10 protein-coding genes are annotated in these 18,075 nt (G+C 65.8%); 3 read left to right on the plus strand and 7 right to left on the minus strand.

Annotation, left to right across the window (positions count from 1 at the left end; translation table 11 throughout):
- Positions 1 to 44 precede the first annotated feature (44 nt).
- The 5 genes from I1E95_RS15960 to I1E95_RS15980 form a co-directional block, all read right to left on the minus strand.
- On the minus strand, positions 45 to 425 hold the full coding sequence (locus tag I1E95_RS15960) for a hypothetical protein (RefSeq protein ID WP_197163924.1): 381 nt from the start codon (positions 423 to 425) through the stop codon (positions 45 to 47).
- On the minus strand, positions 422 to 3,880 hold the full coding sequence (locus I1E95_RS15965; RefSeq protein ID WP_197163932.1) for an N-6 DNA methylase: 3,459 nt from the start codon (positions 3,878 to 3,880) through the stop codon (positions 422 to 424). Before I1E95_RS15965 ends, I1E95_RS15960 begins: the two co-directional genes overlap by 4 nt.
- A gap of 3 nt (positions 3,881 to 3,883) precedes the next feature.
- Positions 3,884 to 6,883, minus strand: a complete 3,000-nt coding sequence (locus I1E95_RS15970) for a helicase-related protein (RefSeq protein WP_197163934.1) — start codon at positions 6,881 to 6,883, stop codon at positions 3,884 to 3,886.
- A complete protein-coding gene (locus I1E95_RS15975) occupies positions 6,880 to 12,429 on the minus strand; it encodes a DEAD/DEAH box helicase (protein ID WP_197163936.1) in 5,550 nt (1,849 codons plus the stop codon). Before I1E95_RS15975 ends, I1E95_RS15970 begins: the two co-directional genes overlap by 4 nt.
- A 162-nt stretch (positions 12,430 to 12,591) precedes the next feature.
- Complete coding sequence (locus tag I1E95_RS15980; protein ID WP_197163938.1) at positions 12,592 to 13,512, minus strand: hypothetical protein; 921 nt, start codon at positions 13,510 to 13,512, stop codon at positions 12,592 to 12,594.
- 170 nt (positions 13,513 to 13,682) lie between these two features.
- Here I1E95_RS15980 and I1E95_RS15985 point away from each other — a divergent pair, with 170 nt between their 5' ends.
- The 3 genes from I1E95_RS15985 to I1E95_RS15995 are packed head-to-tail and all read left to right on the plus strand — an operon-like array spanning position 13,683 to position 16,614.
- The gene (locus I1E95_RS15985; protein ID WP_197163940.1) at positions 13,683 to 15,821 is read left to right on the plus strand and encodes an AAA family ATPase; all 2,139 of its coding nucleotides are present in this window, start codon (positions 13,683 to 13,685) and stop codon (positions 15,819 to 15,821) included.
- A gap of 39 nt (positions 15,822 to 15,860) precedes the next feature.
- The gene (locus I1E95_RS15990; protein ID WP_197163942.1) at positions 15,861 to 16,142 is read left to right on the plus strand and encodes a DUF1778 domain-containing protein; all 282 of its coding nucleotides are present in this window, start codon (positions 15,861 to 15,863) and stop codon (positions 16,140 to 16,142) included.
- Positions 16,129 to 16,614, plus strand: a complete 486-nt coding sequence (locus I1E95_RS15995; protein WP_197163944.1) for a GNAT family N-acetyltransferase — start codon at positions 16,129 to 16,131, stop codon at positions 16,612 to 16,614. The genes I1E95_RS15990 and I1E95_RS15995 overlap by 14 nt, the downstream gene beginning before the upstream one ends.
- 214 nt (positions 16,615 to 16,828) lie before the next feature.
- Here I1E95_RS15995 and I1E95_RS16000 read toward each other — a convergent pair whose 3' ends face one another.
- Complete coding sequence (locus I1E95_RS16000) at positions 16,829 to 17,029, minus strand: hypothetical protein (protein WP_197163946.1); 201 nt, start codon at positions 17,027 to 17,029, stop codon at positions 16,829 to 16,831.
- Positions 17,030 to 17,281: 252 nt separating this feature from the next.
- Complete coding sequence (locus I1E95_RS16005) at positions 17,282 to 17,899, minus strand: hypothetical protein (protein WP_197163948.1); 618 nt, start codon at positions 17,897 to 17,899, stop codon at positions 17,282 to 17,284.
- Between the last annotated feature and the right edge of the window lie 176 nt (positions 17,900 to 18,075).

Below are 18,075 nucleotides of genomic sequence, written 5' to 3' on the forward strand. Positions count from 1 at the left end.
TTTTGGTCTTGGCCCCTTGGGCAGTGGGCGCCCGTATCGGATGCTCATGGGGCCCCAAACAACCGATCCCACGCCTCCAGCACCAGCCGCTGGGTGCGGTACTCGCCGAACTGGCGGAGATCGTTGGTCTTGAGCACGCGGAAGGTTTCGCTGGGGTAATCGGGGCCCATCACATCGGATGGATCGAGGATATAGCGCAGCTCATCACGACTGAGGCCGTAGAGGTGGGCGTAGAAGGCATCGAGTTCAGCCCGCAGCAGGGATCGGCGTTCGGGATCGAAGATGAAGAGTGGGCCGTCGTAGCCGAGGTCTTCGGCCCAGGGATTCAGGCCGTGGGCAGTGAATTGAATAACGTAAGGCTGAATAGTCCAATAAGCGATTTGCTTATCAACAAATGGTTGGGGCGAGAATGCTGGTATGTTCATTGAAGGATCTCGGCAAGCATTGCGTCGTTGAATTGATAAGCGGCAAGTGCCTTGGCTTGTATTTCCATTTCTAGTTCATTTGCCGATTCTTCCATGCCTTTTGATTTGGCATCTATTACCTGTCTGACCAGCTCAGCCAATGTTTCAACTTGCTGGCTGCTTAGCTGCGGGATAGGAAGCTTCATAAGGTGCGTAATCTTGGTTTCAATGAATGCCTGCCCTATCCGAGGTGCGGCAATTCGCCGAATAAAGTACTGGGCGAATGGTGAGATAATAAATGGGAGCGTTCCGAGGAGCAGAGTGTCTTCGCCGACCGAGCCTGATCTGATTAGCTTAATCGAAAAGAAGTTATTGGACGCGTAAGAACAGTTATCATAGAAAGCTTTAAACGGATTACCCGTGCGAGTGACGTAGATCTTTGCCCCGGCAAAAATGGCTTCATCCCTTAATGAAGCGTACAGTCCTTCTGATTTATCAATAATCTCTTTTCGATAATCAACCCACCACCCAGCCCTTTGTGAGCAGTAGTTGTTGATCTTGTCACCGCCACCGGCTCCATAGAATAGAGGCTTGCAGTGATCATTCACGCATGCTTCATGGAAAAGGAGATCTCTGCAGTTACCGGTATGGATCCCTTCGTTGCAACTAAAGCGGTCCGATAGCGTTGAAAGAGACGATACGTGAATCGCGATTTGCTGAGCACTATCAGTCATCGATATGTTATAGATAAAATCAAATTCCTTCTTGATAAAGAAGCTTTTTTGAAGCTGCCTCTCGGTCACGACAAAGCTGCCATCGGGGCCTATCTGTGAAACATTGACATCGGCAGAAAGACTTGGACTCCCTGACCATGCGAGAATGCAAAAATCGTGGTCGACTTCAGGAAACAGCCTGAGCTTGCTTGGGGCTCCCGAGTTCTGAAACCAAAGAATGCGAGAAACTAGCGTAGAAAGACCACTTCTGAGTTGCGAGTAGTCCTTGAATAAAATGCTGTCCGGCACCACCATTCCGCATCGGCCGCTAATCTTTTGAAGGCCCAGGGTCAGGCCACAGAAGTATGCAAATGCATTTGGGGTCGAGGAGTCTACAAATGACTGAAGCGATTTCAGATAGTTTTTTGTTCTGAAATCAAGTTCTGATCCCCACGGTGGATTTCCCAGCACACAATCAAAGCCCCCTCTCTCCATCACCTCGCCAAAGCGCAGGTGCCAATGGAAGAAGCGGAAGTCTCTGGTGGCCTGTTCCACCGCCAGCTCCAAATCACCCTGGATCTCCTGGCCGCTCTGTAGCAGCAGCAGATGCTGAGTGGTGGGCACCTTGGCTCGGCTGTCTTTGGTCTTGGGCAGGAAGAAGGCCGCGGTGTAGAGATCGGCGGCGAGGGCCTGGGGATCGCTGGATCTCTCCTGCTCCCAGGCTTCATAGGCCGCCTGTTTGGCTGATCCTTCCGCGAGGGTTGTTTCGGGCATCGCCTCGATCTCCTTGAGCCGTTGCTGGCTGCGGCTGATCGTTGGGCTGCTCTGGAGATTGAGTGTGCCCTGCAGGGTGCCCTTCTGGCCTGCCTTGCGGAAGCTGGCGTTCTCCCTCTTCAGGCTGGTGCAGGTGGGCTTGTCGTCGCCGGTGAGCGGTTTGTAGGCCTCATCGGGGATCCCCTGCTCCAGCACCTTCGGGTCGAACACCCCCACCAGCGAATCACCGCACTGAATGTGGGCATCGAGGAAGCTGAGCGGCTTGCCGGGATCCACCGCTTCGATCCAGAGGGCCACCTTGCACAGTTCCACCGCCATCGGGTTCTTGTCGACCCCGTAGATGCAGTGGGCCACCACCTCGCGCAGGCATTCCTGGCGCAGCTCCTCGCTGGGTTCCTCATCACCGGCGCGGATGCGGGCCAGCTCCAGGGCCAGGCGCCGGGCCGCCGCCAGCAGGAAGTGGCCGCTGCCGCAGGCCGGATCGAGCACCCGAATCTCCAGCAGCGCTGCCTCTTTCTCCTGCTCCGTGGTGGCCTTGCTGAGCCGATCGGCAATCACAGGCAGCAAGGCCGACACGATCAACAGCTGCACCAGCTGATCCGGCGTGTAGTAGCTGCCGGTGGTCTTGCGGTCGCTGCCGGCGCCGCCGCCGTAGCTCAGCTGCCAGCTGCCGCCAGCGCGCTCCAGCTGGGGATGGAGCTCCAGCAGCCCCTCATACACACTGCCCAGCTCCTCGGTGTTGAGGTCGCGGTAGTTGACGCGGGTGAGCGTGTCGCCAGCCTGGAACCAGCCGATCGCTCGGATCGCCCGCAGCAGGAAGCGGTTGGCCAGTTCGCACGGCTCCAGTGCCTGGCATTGCGGCTCGGCGAACAGGCCCCCTAGGCCGGGCAGGCCCAGCGGTGAGCTGCTCTGGCGCAGCTGGAGGAACACCAGCTTCTGTGTCTGCCACAGATCGCCGTAAGGCCCCTCCGAGGCGCTGCGGCGGATCGCCAGCTCCCGCAGCCGCCCCACGCTGTAGCCCTCGCGGTAGATGCGGCGGCGCGGATCCTCCTGGCCCAGGGTTCGGGGGAACAGCAGATCGCGGTCTTCCGCGGTGAACAGAAACAGGAAGCGATACACCAACCGCAGCAGCTGGCGGTGCAGCTCCTGGCCACTGAGGGCGCCACTGGCCAGCTGGGAGCGCAGGGCCTCGTTCTCGGGATGCTGCAGCAGGCCATTGCCCAGGGCTTCGAGGGCCTGCTGCACGCCGTTGCGCAGCTGCCCCAGCACCCGCTCACCCGCCTCCTGCGCCTGCTCCTTCCAGGCATCGAGCACGCAGCTGCCCGTCTGCGGATGGCGAAAGCGGCTGGCGTGCAGCAGCAGCCAGAGCACCGCGAATTCATCAAACAGCTCGCCTTCCACCAGCAGCTCCAGATCCACCGCCAGGTAGGCCGGCTTCACCAGCGAGGGGTTGTCGTGCAGCAGCCGCAGCCGATCGCCTGTGAGCAGAAGCCCCCAGTTGGCGTTGTCGTCGGCATTGAGGCATTCCTGCAGGCAGCTGTGGGGGGAGCGCCGGCGCCCTTCCTGACCGAACTGGCTGCTGCCCTTGTCGAGCTGATCGGCCGCGATGCCCCGCACGATCAGGGGCACGGCGCCCTCAAACGCCCGTTGGGTGATCGGGAAGTGGGCGTCGCCGTGTTGCCAGCCAATGCAGGGCTGCAGGTCCGGCCAGCCCAGCACCTCGCGCAGGATGCGCACGGAGGTATGCAGGCCGCTAGCGCCTTGTGCCGCCCGCTCCCGCAGATCTCGGTATTCCTCCCAGATTTCCTTGAGCCGCACCCAGGCCGTGTCGATCCGTTCCCGCAGCCGCTCGCCTTTGGCCAGTCCGTAGTCGGCCTCCTTCTGCAGGGTGGCCTGCAGGCGGGCCACCTGCTCCAGCAGCGACCCCGGCAGCAGGCTGCCCTTGAGCTCGATCGCCTGGAAGCTGACGGTGGCGGTGGTGCGGGCCATGGCTCAAAGGGTGGGGGCAGGGAGGAGAACAATCAGGCCGATCACGTCTACCGGCAGGCTCGGCTCACAGCGGAAGCGCATCCGCAGCGACTCACCCGAGCGCAGCGAGGCCTCCCGCACCCGCCGGTGGTCTTCCTCCGCCAGATCGGCACGCCGCTCGGCCAAGGCTGCCAGCGCGGGCTGCTGCCCATCCAGTTCGGAGATCGCCTCCTGGAGCCACTGCTGGCGCTGTCCCGGATCCACGTTGCCGCTGGCAGGCGCCTCCAGCAGGTCCAGCGCTGCGGCCCCATCCAGGGGTTCCAGGCCATCAGCGCTCACCCTGACGGTGAGGCATTCCTCCACCAGCAGATCGGGCAGGGCCTCGTACTGATTGCCCGTCCAGCGCGACTGGTGAAGCTGGTGCCGCAGCCGCAGGACCAGCACCTGGGTGCGCTTGGTCACGGCCTTGGTGCGGATCACGGAGGCGCGAGCCGCCAGCTCAGGCTCCAGGCCGCTGAGGGCCCGCTCGGCCACGAAATCCGCCAGCTCCACCACCAGGGGATGGGAGCGGCTGAGCAGCTGGCAGCCCTGCTGCTGGCTGCCGTCACGGGCCGGTGGGCGGAAACTCAGCCGCAGCTTGCCGCCGAGGTCGTGGCTGCGGAGGCGCTCGTTCAGGGCCTGGCGGTTGTCCTCCAGGCGGGTGAGATCGAGCTCCCAGCTGCCGCTGGCGCCCCCCAGCGGCCCGATGGGGAGTTTGAGGCGACTGCAGGCGTTGAGCACCAGGCGTTCGACCGCATCGGCGCTGCCGAGGGATTCGCGGGTGCGGTCCCATTCCCGCAGCGCTTCTTCTGGCTTGAGGCTGCGCTGGGCAAAGATCGTGCGGGTGGCTTTTGCGTTCTCCTTGGCGCTTTGCCATTCGGCGTCAAGCACGGCATCCAGGTTTGAACCGGAACCGCTGAAGCCAGGCAAGCCGAGGTTGAGGAACCCCTGAATTGCCTTGGCGGCCTTGCTAAAAATCCCGCCGAGAACCGCCTGAGTGATCGTGTTGGCATTACCTGGGATCGGCACGCTCACCCCCAGCTCCTTGCGGATCGTCTTTTCCTTCTCGAGGATCACCGTCCGCACCCGTTCATCCACCGGGTTGGAGTCGCCGCCGTGCAGCATCAATGCCCGCACCGCGCTGCGGGCCTGACCGAAGCGATCCACCCGCCCCTCCCGCTGTTCATGGCGGGTGGGGTTCCAGCAAAGGTCGTAGTGGATCACCGCATCGAAGATGTGCTGCAGGTCGATGCCTTCTGAGAGGCAGTCGGTGGCCACCAGCACCGGCACCTTGCCGTTGGCGAGTTCGTTCTGCAGCTCGCGGATGCGCTCCACCCGCTCCTCCGGCGGCAGATCCCCGGTGACCGCCATCACCACGTGAGCGCGCTTGGGCAATTCCTGCTCCAGCTGCTCTGCCAGGTAGTGGGCGGTGGGCCGGAAACGGCAGAAGATCACCGGCCGGAAGCCTTCCGCCAGCAGCGCCTTGAGCTCTTTCAGCAGCTGCTTGAGCTTGGGATCGTGGGCCTTGCCGCGTAGGCGATCCGAGCGCTCGATCAGGTCCCTCAGCAGCTCGGCATCTACTACGTCAGCAAGATCGGCCCCTGGGGCGGCTTCTTCTGCGCTGAACTCCTCTTCGGCGCCATCGAGAACGGCGAGCGTGGCCATCGCTTCCAGGTCATCGGCCAGCTCGTCTTCGCTGGGGGCTGATGCTGGATCAGCGCCGTTCTGGAGATTGAACAGCTTGGTGCGCAGGGATGCGGAGGCTGCGGCGGGGCTGCTGCTCACGCAGCGCAGCAACGCCAGGGCCGCCCACCAGCTCATGCGCTGGCGCAACTTGCTTTCGCCAACGCTCCGCTCCACGAGTTCACGGGCATAGGCCAGCACGTCATCGAACAGCTTTCCCCAATCGCCGCTGAGGGTGTACGTGGCTTCACGGGTTTCACGATCGGGGAAATCGGCGCCCTCGGTGCCCCACTCCTCCTTGAGATCAAGGCGGCGGCGCTGCACGAAATAGTTGCCCAGCTCATCGCGCAGATCCTTGCGGCGCTGCCCTTCGGGCATCTCGCTGAGACCTTCAAACTTCGGGTCGAGCAGGCCGAGCAGGTTGTCGAATGCCTCCTGGTCTCCGCTGTGTGGTGTGGCGGTGAGCAGCACCAGGTGGCGTTGCGGATCGGCCGCCAGACCCCGCAGCAGCTCATAGCGCTGCTGGCGCCCTCCACCCTTGCGGGCCGCGCAGGTGTGGGCCTCATCGACGATCACGAACTCGCCGCAGCTGCGCAGGAAGCCCTCGCGGTTGCGGTCGCTCTTGATCCAGTCGAGGCTCACCACCGTGAACGGAACCACGTCAAAGATCGACTTCCCGGCCGGCAGTCCCCGCTCCAGCTTCTGAGCCGTACCGGGTCGCACCACCTCGGCAGCGAGGTTGAACTGGCGGATCATGTCGCTCTTCCACTTCTCGCAGAGATGCGGCGGGCAGATCACGGTGACCTTGCGAATCTCGCCGCGATCGAGCAGTTCCCGGGCGATCAGCAGCGCCTCCACCGTCTTGCCGAGGCCCACCTCGTCGGCGATCAGCACCCGGCTCACCTCCTGCTTGAGCGCCATCAACAGCGGCACCAGCTGGTACGGCCTGGGCTCCAGGGCCACGTTGCCGAGGCAGCGGAATGGCCCCGCACCGGCGCGGAGCTTGAGCAGCAGGGCATCGCGCAGCAGCAGCGCCGAGCTCTGGGAGCCGCTCAAGGCCGGATCCGGCAGGGCAAAGCTGGCCGGCTTCACCTGCTCGCCCTCCAGCGGCCAGAACAGGGTGGCGATCGTCTGATCACCGCCGCCCAGGGGCCGCAGCCGCAGCACCTGGTCCTGCTTTTCCATGCGGCTCTGGGGCAACGTCACCCACTCCCGTCCCCGCACCTTCACGATCGAGCCGGGGCTGGGGATGTCAGGCAGCTCTGTGGCCTGGGGGGCCGTCGGGGGTGTTGTGGAGGTCATGGTTGTGCCTCCTTACCGAACAGCTGCTGGTGTTGGGCAAAGACGGCATCAAGGGCCTCCCCCAGATCCGTTCCCGAGGCTTTCGGATCAGGGGCGGGTTCTCCTGATCGTTGTGGCGCCGATGCAGGCGGGCTGCTGCCGGCAGAGCCGTTGCTACTAGCTCCCTTCCCTTCTCCAAACAACCAGGCGTGCTCCCGGAACACCGCTGGCCATTCTTCGCTGTGTTGGTCGAACACCACCACGCGGATGCCGGCATCCTTGAGGGCCTGGCGCTTCTGCTGATCCAGCCGCTGTTGCAGAGGCTTGTTGTGGTGCGGACCATCGATGAACACCAGCGCCGCCGCCTCCCGGTAGGTGAAATCGGGGGTGACAAAATGGCCGTTCACCTCCTTCTGAGCGTCATCTGGCAGGTGATGGCCGAGGCGGAAGGCGGTTTCGAGCCAGAGGCGCTCCAGACCGCTCTGGCAGAAGCCGTGAAGGCGCTCCAGCCGTTCGCTGCGGCTGTCGCTGCCGCCCTGACCCTCCAGCTCAGCGCTGGCCAGATCCAGCAGGAACTGCTTGAGCGCCGGGATGCGGCGATCGATCCGGTCGTGTTCGCGCTGGTTGTGATAACCGAGCAGGCAGCGGTAGCAACCGGCCTCGCATTCCGGATCGGCATCCTTCAGGGCAGCCTCTGTGGATGGAAGTGGATCGCTCAGGTTCCAGTGGCACACCTCCAGGGCGGTGCGCCCCAGCTGCCGCAGCGCGGAGGGGCTTTCCACCAATCGGCTCAGCACCCCAGCCCCACCCTCAGCGCTCTCGTAGAGCAACAGGGCGCTGGCCTCTTCCTCGTTCGGCATCAATTCGGCGGCGATCTCGCTGCCATCCAGCTGGAAGGCCACCTCAATGCCGCGCTTGAGTGCGTTCTTGAGACTGAGCAGGTGCAGGGGCTCCCAGTTGTTGGCGAATTGGAGCAGCAAGGCGTTCTTGCGGTCCTGCACGAAGGGCGTGATCTTCATGTAGCCCACTTCAGCGCTGTCGTCCTCACCAGCGCCCTTGGCGCCATCGCCGGCCGCGAGCTGTTTCTCGCCGCCCCAGCGGCCACTGATCGGGTGGATCGGGAAGCCCATGTCGCTGCGGTTCTCCCGCCGCCGCCAGCCGAGGTTGATGCGGCTGATGGTGGTGGCCGGCGCATAGCTGAGCTCGAGCAGCGGTTGGCCGCCCCTGCTCACCCGCGCCCGCGACACCTTCACCACGCCGTTCTCCTGCGGGAACTCGTAGGTGGTGAGCAGCTCGTATCCCAGCCGCTGGCGTTCCTCGTCGTCGGAGGTGATGCGCTGAGCCCGCTGGGTGTTCACCTGCTCGATCTGATAGAGCTGCTTTACGCGGACTGCCTTGCCAACCGGTTCCTCCTTGAGCGGCACGCCGCAATGGCGGCAGAGCTCCAGTTCCGTGGATGGGCCCACATGGGCGTGGCCGCAGCTGCCGCAGAGCAGGGCGTCCTGGGTAGCCAGGGTGGCGGTGCCGGTGGCTACGGCGTTGTCCTGCAGGCCCAGGATCGCGCCCCGCACCTTGTAGGTGTTGCCCTCGTGATAGATCAGTGAATGGGGCCCGAACTCGCTGATGCCCACGAAGCGGGGCCGGGTGATGAAGGTGCCGCCGCCCACCTGCTCGCGCGTGCCGGGGATGTAGGCCATCAGCGGCAGGCGGGGGAAGTTGTAGCCCGGCATGAAGCCCTGGCTGGCCAAGTAGCGATAGGTGCTGAAGTCGTTGTTGTTGCTGCTCCCCGGCTTGTCAGCCAACAGCAGCTGCTGCTGCAATCGGGCCGCCCGCTGGCGTTGATCGGCCGCCTGCCGTTCCCGCTCTGAGAGGGCGTGGTTGGCCAGATCCTTCTGGGCCTGGGCGAACTGGCTGTCGACCGCCTCCAGCAGCTCACGCCAGCGCCGCAGGGCCGCGTCGAAATCGATGGCTGCCCCTCGGATCAGGGCGTCCAACCAGCTGCCGGTGAGCCAGGGCGGCGGCGTGCTGCCCAGCCAGTGGTTCTCGAGCAGGTCGTCGACGATCGCCTGGCCATCAGCCTGGGCGCTGACGCAGGCGTCATGGCTGGCCAGGGCCTCGTGCAGCTCCGCCAGCAGGGGCCGGTTTTCTGCGGCGAGATCCACCAGTTCCTTCACCTTGCCCGGAAGTCGCTGGCGGGTGGCGGCCAGCCACAGCGCCCGGAAGTGGGCCTTGAGCAGTTCCTCGTTGGCCAGCTCCAGCGTCGGTGCGATCACCGCACCGGCCACCATGCGGGTGGGATCGGAGAAGAAGTACTGGTCGTGCGGTGAGGTGGCGCCGCAGTAACTGAGCACCAGCGCCGGTTGACCGCTGCGCCCCGCCCGGCCGCTGCGCTGGGCGTAGTTCGCCGGCGTCGGCGGCACATTGCGCATGTAGACGGTGTTCAGCGCGGAGATGTCCACGCCCAGCTCCATTGTTGGCGAGCAGTACAGGAGCCGCAGCCGGGCATCGCGGAACTGCTTCTCGCGTTGCTCGCGCACGCCGGCATCCACCTGGGCGGTGTGCTCCCGCGCTTCCAGGGTCTGCACAAAGGGCCTGCCCTCGGCCTGGCCCGGGTCGGCAATCAGCGCAGCAAGGTCTTCGTAGAGGTTGCGGAAGTAGGCATTCACAGGCCCGCGCCGGCCACTGGATTCCAGTTGCTGGCGCAGCCGCTCGGCATAGCCGTCCTGCGCAGGAGCATCAGGATCCACCAGCGTCCAGCGCAGGGCTGAGCTGTTCAACCGCCAGCCCTGGAGCACCTCGCTCTTGCGCTTGCCGACCTTCACCTCCTTGGGCTTGACCAGGCCCCAGGCCGTGAGCATCGCCAGCAGGTGGCCGGTGATCTCCTGATACAGGTCGTCCTTCCACTTCAGACCGCGGTGCAGCTCCTCCACCGACAGCCAGCGCTCGCGGGCCTTGAGCCAGCGTCCAAACGCTCCCCGCAGCGATAGACCCTCCAGCCGTTGCAGGCGCTGCTCGGCCGTGACTGGGCTCATCAGCACGGTGCGGGCCAGCTCGGGCTGTTCTTCTGCCCGGATGCCCCACACCTCCTCCAGGTCGAAGCAGGCCTTGCGGCGGCGCTCGAACTCCTCCAGCCCCAAGGCATCGCAGTCGATGGCGAGCCGCTCGCGCAGCTCCTCCAGCAATCGATGCAGGATCAGGAACCGTTCCTCACTGCTGGCTTGGGCCAGCAGGGGATGGCGCTGTTGCCAGTCGGTCTGATCCTCAGCGCAGTTGACCAGCTCGGCGTAGTCGATCTCCAGCAACCGCAGCTGCTCCAGGTTGGGGTTGGTGAGCCGCCACCCCTTGCGCAGATCCACCAGCAGCCGGTACTCCAATACCCCGCGCAGGGCGCGGCGGCGCTCCTGCTCCACGTTGGGTTTGACGCCTTTGGTGGCGATGAAGTCGTCAGCTCTCAGGCGCAGCGCCTTCTCGGTGTCGAGCGCCAGGATCTCCAGGCTCAGCTCCTGATCCGGCCGGGCCCGCAGGGCCGCCACCAGGCCCGCCCGTAACTGCAGCACCCGCACGAAATCGTTGAAGTGACCCGCCTGCAGGGAGGCGTCCTGGCGGTTGTCGCTGAAGGCCAGCAGTTTGCGGGCGTTATCTGGGATCTCGTCCTCCGGGAAGCTGAGCAGCTGGCGCAGCACAGCCAGGCTCAAGGTGGTGGTGGCGGAGCTGCGGCCTTCTGAGTTGAGGCCGCAGAGCTTGCGGAACTCACTGCCGCGCACGTTGTGCTCCACCCCGCAGCTGGGGCAGAAGCGGAATGAGCCCTTGAGGAACCAGCCCGGAGTGCCGTCGTGGTCTGCTGTGCCATCGGAGCGGACGCGGCAGGGCACTGGGGCGAACTCGCGGTAGGTGCGCTTGAGCACCAGCTCGCCGTCGCGATTCGTCTCCAGCCAGCCGTCCGGGAAGCGGGCCTGCTCAGGATCCTCCACCTCATAGGCACCGTCGGCATCCGGCATCAGGTAGCCGTTGACCACATCCCGCTCCCGCAGGCTGGATTCATCCGAAAACTCACGCGGCTCGAAACGCTCCGGCCGGCGGTTGTGCAGATGGGCCCAGATCGGGTGGAAGTCCTGGCCGCAGCTGCGGCAGAACACCACCGGGTACAGCAAGGCTTGGCGGCCGGCGTTGGGCTGATATTTCTGGCCCTTCAGCGTCAGGTAGCGGCGCCCCGGCGCTTCCAGGCTGGCGTGCACATCGCCACCGGCAGAGACGAACTGGTGCAGTCGGAAGGCGAAGAAGCGCCGGTTCGGACCCACCTCGACCCGGTAGGCCGCCAGCAGGAACTGCCGCAAGCTGGGCAGCACCGCATCCCTGGCCTGCCGGGCTGCCTCGGAAGCAGGGTCGGCACCCTTATTCAGGCGCCCACTGGTGACCGCGAGCTCCAGGGCCGCTTTCTGCAGCGTGCGGGGCCGGCAGCGCACCCACTTGCCGTCGGCGCGGCCATCCTCCCGCTCCAAGCCGAGCCGCAGCTCCACCCAGCGGGCCAGGGGGTGCTGCCGGAGATCGTCTGACGTCCAGGAGGCGGTGGCATCGGGCGAGTAGTCGCCATCCAGGGCTGCGCTGAGTTCCGCTGCCGAGGGGAGATCACCCACCGTGAGGCGTTCAAGCGTCTCGGTGACGATGTTCTCCACCGGGATACTGGTGCCGAACAACTTGCTCGCCACCTGCGCCACCGTGCCGTTGCGCTCAGCCGCCGTGCCCTCCGAGGCCATCGTGGCTGACGTCCCAATGCAGATCAGATCGGCATTCAGCCGCTGCCGCACCCGGCGCACCAACAAGGCCACATCAGCGCCCTGGCGCCCCCGGTAGGTGTGCAGTTCATCCAGCACCAGGAACTCCAGACCCTGGGCATCGCTGATCACCTTCTGATCGAGCGGATCCTGCCGGGTGAGAATGTACTCCAGCATCACATAGTTCGTGAGCAGGATGTCGGGAGGATCGTTCTTGATCTTCTCCCTCTCCTCCTCACTCTCCTGGCCTGTGTAACGCGCAAAGGTGACCCGGGGGCCATCGGGATAACCCCAGCCCAGATATTTCTGGAGTTCCTCGACCTGGCTGTTGCAGAGGGCATTCATCGGGTAGATGACAATCGCCCGGATCCGCTTGCTCTGATCTCCCCGCTCGCGTTCTTCCAGCACCCGATTGATGATCGGGATCATGTAACCAAGCGACTTTCCCGAACCCGTTCCCGAGATCACCACCAGGCTGCCGCCGGCGCGCGCGATCACGATCGCTTCCCGTTGGTGGCGGTGCAGCAGCAACTCCACCCCGTCGCCCCTGTCCTTGCCCCAGCGGAAGATGCGGCTGCATTCCTGGTGCAGCAGGCCTTCCTCCACCAGTGACCCGATGCTGCCTCCCCCCACGAAGCTGGGGTTGAGCTGGATCAGGGGTGAGGGCCAGTACTCACCCGCCCCATAGCGGCCATCCACAAAGTCCCGCAGATCAGGCGCCTTGATCTGCGTGAAGCTGCGGCTGAACTGGCCGTAGTCCGAAACGACCCGGTCGCGGAAGGAGAAAACGTCCATCAGCGGGCAGCCTCAAGAAGGTGGTGGTCCGCCTGGAGCGGCGGGACTGTCATGGGGGTGAGGGGACGCTGCGGCCAGTCTGCACCTAGCGGAAGCGATGCGGCAGCACAACAGAAGCACTTGGAGCCGCGAGTCTTGGATCTATGCACGGAGCGCATAATTTCAGCCCTCCAGCTGTTGCGCGGCGCCGATCCGGCCCAGTTCCTGGGCGGTGTGCCGCAACACCGGGTGCTCCTGCCAGTCGGCCGGCAACGCCAGCCAAACCGGACAGTGCGGGCGGGAAGCCCGTGGCCCCTGGCCCAGGGGCCAGCGCTGCAGGCAGGCCCAGGTGTCGGCCTCCCGATCGGCCACCACCAGAGCCAGGGCGCTGCCCTGGATCCGGCCGATCCAGTCGTCTGGGGTCTGCAGGCTGTTGCCCCCGCTGCGTAGGGGCAGCCCCAGCTCCCGCAGGAGCCGCCGCAGGCCGGGCGCCACACCGCGATCGGGCACCAGCACCTCCGCCACACGCCCGCCGGGGGCAGGCCTGCCGGGGGGAGCGCCCACCAGCACCGGCGCCTCGGGGCAGAACGCCAGGGCCAGGGGCAGCTCCCCCAGCGGCAGTAGCTCCAGCTCCTGGTGGTTCAGTCCTTCTGCTTCCTCCAGCTCCAGGCCTGAGATCAGGGCGCCATCGAGTACGCCCTGGCGTACCAGCTCCAGCCAGTTGGCCGCCGCCCGGAACCGCTGGGGGGTGGGCAGCAGCCAGGGGCAGCCCGCCAGCAGGGGGTGATGGAGAAGGTCGCTGCCGATCCGGGCCACCCCAGAGGCCAGGCGATGGGCGCGGCAACCCAGGCGCAGCAGGCGCATCGCGGCGGAGGTGCCGTAGCCGCAGCCCCAGAGCTGGCGGCGATCGCGCACCAACCCGAAATCCTCCGAGAGGATCCGGTAGCGGCGGCTGATGGTGGGCTGGCTCAGCTGCAGGTGACGGCTGGTCTGCACCGTGGTGCCGCAGAGCTCCAGCAGATCGAGCAGGCGGATGTCGTGCAGCAGCTCCGGCAGGCGGTAGTGATGGGCCTGGGCCAGCGACGGGGGGCGCGGGGAAGCCATGGGATGGATGAGGCGCTGGGAGCAGCCTCAGCAGCGCGGGCGGTTTTCCTGCAGTTCTCCCTGCGAAATAGCAAAGCCGCTCGACAGAACCCAGTCGTGGCTTGGTCCTAAATCTGCTCTTTCGCTTGTAGGGCCTTGCGGTGGCACGCCCCAGCGGCCACGCTGTGGCCATGACCAGCCCACCAGTTGCGCCCACGCCTGCGCCCCTGCGCTGCCACCTGCTGATTGGCCCGCCCGCCAGCGGCAAGACCACCCTGGCTGGCGTGCTGGCCCAGCTCACCGGTGCCGTGGTGCTCTCCACCGACGTGGTGCGCGGCGAGCTGTTCGGCGATGCGGCCGTGCAGGGCCCCTGGCGCGACATCGAAGCCCTGCTGCACCAGCGCCTCCGCGAGGCCGTGGCCGCCGGTACGCCGGTGATCCTCGATGCCACCCATGCCCGCCGGCCCTGGCGCCTGGCGATCACCCAGGCCCTGAGCCTGCCGGTGCCGGTGGAGTGGATCGGCTGGTGGCTCTACACCCCGCTCGCCACCTGCCTGCATTGGAACCAGACCCGCAAGCGCCTGGTGCCCGAGCCGGTGATCCGCGAGATGGCCGCCGCCCTGGCTGATCCGGCGTTCGGGCCATCTCGCGCCGAGGGCTTTGCGGCGGTGGTGGCGGTGGTGCCCACCCACGGCCGCGAGCTGGAGGCCCTGCTGCGCGATGAGCTGGCCCGCATGGATCACCGCATCCGCTCGGCCCGCAACCGCGAGAAGCGCTTCCAGCTGCACGGGTACTCGCGGCTGCTGGATCTGGAGCGGCTGCTCCATCTGCTGCGGCTGCTCACCACCTTCCCCGAGCTCTCCGCCGCCGACCCCGCCACCCGCGCGGAGCTGGAGGCGATCGTGTCGCCCCTGCCCGAGGGCGACCTGGCGGATCAGGCGGCGGCCTACCTGCGGCGGCTACACGGCGATTGCTACGGCGATGCCACCGCGATCCGGGGGGATCTGGCCTGGTTGGAGGCCAATGGCTTCTGCAGCGCCGAGCCCGCCCTGGCGCCGATCCAGCTGGCGCCGCCCCAGCCTGAGCTACCCGCCACAGGACCCTGGCCTGGTGGGGTTAACGGTGGCTTCCCGCCCATGGGCGATGGGCCGGTGTTCCTGCGGGTGTTCACCCTGCTGCGCCACCTGTTGCAGCAACCCTTTGATCAGGCAGGCGGCGTGCCCCTGCCCGAGCACCTGATCGAGCGCACTGAGGCCATCCCCGGCGCCTACCTGCCTTCCGAGGCCGCCACCCTGCGCAAAGACCTGGAAAAGCTGCTCACCCCCTATGGCTTCCGCCACCGCAACGACAATGTGCGCCACGGCTATGCCATCGGCACCGCCCTGCTCTCGGCCCACCGGTTGCGGGAGATCCATGGGGTGGTGAGCCAGGCCGCCGGCCGGCTGGCCGATCCCACCGCCCAGGATCTGCTGCGGGAGCTGGAGCAGCGCCTCGCCTGGGGAGGCATCGCCGTGGACGGCGCCACCCCGGTGCGGGCCTTCGCCAACCGCTCGATTGTGAGCACCGCCCTGGTGCGGCCCGATTCCCTGGCCGCCGAGCGGCAGGCCGAGGCGCTGGAGACGGCGATCGTGGAGCGGCGCCGCATCGAGCTGGAGCGCTATGTCTCGGTGGGCTCTTTTCCCGGCAGTCCTCTCGGCACGTTTCGGGTGTGGCCGCTGCAGCTGCTCTTCCACACCATCGGCTGGTATCTGGTGTTTGAGGAGGACAGCCCCGGCCAGGAGGAGGGGTTGATCCGCTGCGAGCGGCTGGATCGCCTCGCCCTTCGCCGCAGCGAACGGGGCACCCGCCGCAGCGATGACAGCCACCAGCAGGCCCTCGCTCGCCTGCAGACCCTGCTGCACCACAGCGGCGGCATCTATTTCGGTGAGGATCTGGCGGCCCAGCTACGCCTCTGCCACCCCCGCGGCCGCAGCCGCGAGCGGGAACTGCGCACCTTGCGCTTCTGCAGCCAGGGCTGGTGCTTCGCCTTCATCCGCGAGGGGCTGCAGCGGTACCCGATCGAGCACACTCGCCTGTCGCGGCCCCTGCCGGGCGATACGTGGTGGTTTCACCCCAAGGCGCCGCACGTGCTGGAGCCTGGTTCGCCAGCCGACAGCCATCCCTATCCGGTGGAGCTGGATCTACCCAGCTGGACCGTTATGGCCGACATCGACCTGCGCACCTGGCTGTTTGCCTTCGGCGCCGGCATCCGCATTGAAGCCCCGCCGGAGCTGCGCCAGGAGCATCAGGAGCGGCTGCAGGCCGCCCTGGCGGTGTACCAACCGGTCTAAAAGAGCGCACTACAATGTCATGACAACGAGAGTGGGGTGATGGCGCGCGATCAGGTGCTGCAGCTGCGGGCCTCGGCTGAGCAGCGCCAGCTGATTGATCAGGCCGCAGCGGCAGAAGGGATCAGCCGCACCGAATTCATCCTGCGCAGCTGCCAGGAGCGAGCACGGGATGTGCTGCTCGATCGCACGCTGTTTTCTCTGACGCCGGAGCAGACCACGGCCCTGCTGGTGGATCTGGAGGATTCCGGCGCTGCCGCCCAGGATCAGGCCAGCATCGACCGTCTGCTCGAGCTGCCGCTGCCCTGGCATGCGCCCGCCTGAGCCCCTTGGCCCGCAGCATCAGCTGGAAGGCTTCGACTGCGGTAACGCCGCCTTGAACCGCTGGCTGCAGCAGCGGGCCCTGGCCAATGAGCGCCAAGGGGTGTCGCGCACCGTGGTGCTCTGCCCAGATGAGGGCAACGCCGTGATCGCCTATGCCTGCCTGTCGGCTGGGGCGATCGTGCTGGCGGAGGTGCCCGGTGCCTTGCGACGCAACATGCCCGACCCCCTTCCCGTTGTGGTGTTGGGCCGGCTGGCGGTGGATCGTCGCCATCAGGGCCAGGGCCTGGGCCGCGCCCTGGTGGCCGATGCGCTGCGGCGCAGCCTTGCCGCCAGGCGTCTGATCGGCGCCAGAGCCCTGCTGGTGCACGCGATCGACGAGCAGGCGGCTGCCTTCTACCGCTCGCTTGGATTTCGCCCCTCGCCGCTCAGTGCCTCGACGTTGATGCTGCAGCTCTCAGAACCAGCCGACTGACAGCCCCAAGATCACCTCGCCACCCATCCCATGGCTTACCCCAACATCGAAGCGATCCTGGAAGAAGGCGGCGACATCACGGTGGGGCGTGTCGGCCTGTCCGGTGATGCTGATGCGGCGCGAGGGGGAGAGCTTCGTGGCGTTGCTGCGGCAGCAGGTGTCTCAGCAGCGCATTCGTTCATCGAGTTCCTGAGAAGCGCTATCGCTGCTGCCCTCAGCGCAGAGGAGCCAGGCCTGTGGTCCGGCGGCTCTCCAGCCGCAGGATGCGTTGGGCATGCAGGTCGGTCTCGGCAGCCCACTGCACGGGCGGCTCTGGCTCCGCTACCCCCGCCCGCGGGGAGTTTGCATCCATGGTGGCGACGAGCAGCAGCACCACCAAAAGCTCAGCAGCAAGGAGCAGGTCGATCTGGGGCATGGCGAGAGTGGAGCAGGCGTCAGTGAGCACAGCCTCAGCCCACTCTCCCGGTTTGGGACCATTTCTCCTGCGAATGACCAGCAGAAGCAGGCTTGGCTGACGGTGCAGACCCCGGCTGAGCTGAAACAGGGGAGAGCGTGGCAGCGAGCGAGCCTGCGGTCTTGTGCGGACTGATTCCGCTTTGCTCGGACGATTCCAGCGACATTGTGAAGATTGCTGCGCATCTGCAGCTCCTTCCGCACTCCTCTTGCCTCAGTCGTCACGCGGGGTGATGCCAGAACTATTCACCCCACGCATAGATCCAGCCTCCTGTGAATCGCCGCACCTTGCAGCTGCATTCGGAAGATGGACGCCGATGTGCTGCCTGGCATGGTCTTCCTGCCCCCAACCTCTGATTTCCCACCAGATCCGGAACCGCTTGAACGCGAGGTGCTCAATAGCACCTATCTGGAGCTGAGAAATTGCTACTCCAGCTTGATGCGCAGCCGCGCCCAGCACCGGCGCCTGGCCAACAAGGCCAAGGATGAAACCGCTCTCCTCAAGGAACGGATCACGGCCCTGGCCAGCCGTGACCTGCCCCAACGCAAGGAACTCTATGAGCTCCTGGAGATCGTGACGGCCATCGCGGGAGACATTGAAGATGCCGGCGATGATCTGGTGAATGGCTTCAGCAGGTACAAGAAAGGCCGCCATACCTTTCAAGGCGGCGGCTATCTCGGTGATCTGATGCGGGCCGTGATTCATTTCATCAATCGCTGGGGCCGCACCAAGGACCGCCTCGGCGATCTCAAGCAGAAGCAGCAGGAGCTGATCAATAAGTCCCAGGATCTGCTGACGCCGCCGCCACCCCCACCAGGTGGCAACGGCCACGGATCCGCAGTTGCGACAACCCCACCCCCTGGCGACGGTGTGCCTGGGCCCATCGACGTCAGCCTGAACGGGAGCCAGCCCCCAAAGCCGGCTGAGCCCACAACCCCCCAGCTGCAGCCACCCAACCAGTCGCAGCCCCAGCCGCAGCCCCAGGATCAAGCCAAAGGAGCCGATGA

Source organism: Synechococcus sp. CBW1107 (assembly GCF_015841355.1).
Lineage (GTDB): Bacteria > Cyanobacteriota > Cyanobacteriia > PCC-6307 > Cyanobiaceae > Regnicoccus_A.

Coding starts and splice junctions, on each gene's coding strand:
- I1E95_RS15960 (WP_197163924.1), bottom strand. CDS start 425: ATGAACATACCAGCATTCTCGCCCCAACCATTTGTTGATAAGCAAATC.
- I1E95_RS15965 (WP_197163932.1), bottom strand. CDS start 3,880: ATGGCCCGCACCACCGCCACCGTCAGCTTCCAGGCGATCGAGCTCAAG.
- I1E95_RS15970 (WP_197163934.1), bottom strand. CDS start 6,883: ATGACCTCCACAACACCCCCGACGGCCCCCCAGGCCACAGAGCTGCCT.
- I1E95_RS15975 (WP_197163936.1), bottom strand. CDS start 12,429: ATGGACGTTTTCTCCTTCCGCGACCGGGTCGTTTCGGACTACGGCCAG.
- I1E95_RS15980 (WP_197163938.1), bottom strand. CDS start 13,512: ATGGCTTCCCCGCGCCCCCCGTCGCTGGCCCAGGCCCATCACTACCGC.
- I1E95_RS15985 (WP_197163940.1), top strand. CDS start 13,683: ATGACCAGCCCACCAGTTGCGCCCACGCCTGCGCCCCTGCGCTGCCAC.
- I1E95_RS15990 (WP_197163942.1), top strand. CDS start 15,861: ATGGCGCGCGATCAGGTGCTGCAGCTGCGGGCCTCGGCTGAGCAGCGC.
- I1E95_RS15995 (WP_197163944.1), top strand. CDS start 16,129: ATGCGCCCGCCTGAGCCCCTTGGCCCGCAGCATCAGCTGGAAGGCTTC.
- I1E95_RS16000 (WP_197163946.1), bottom strand. CDS start 17,029: ATGCCCCAGATCGACCTGCTCCTTGCTGCTGAGCTTTTGGTGGTGCTG.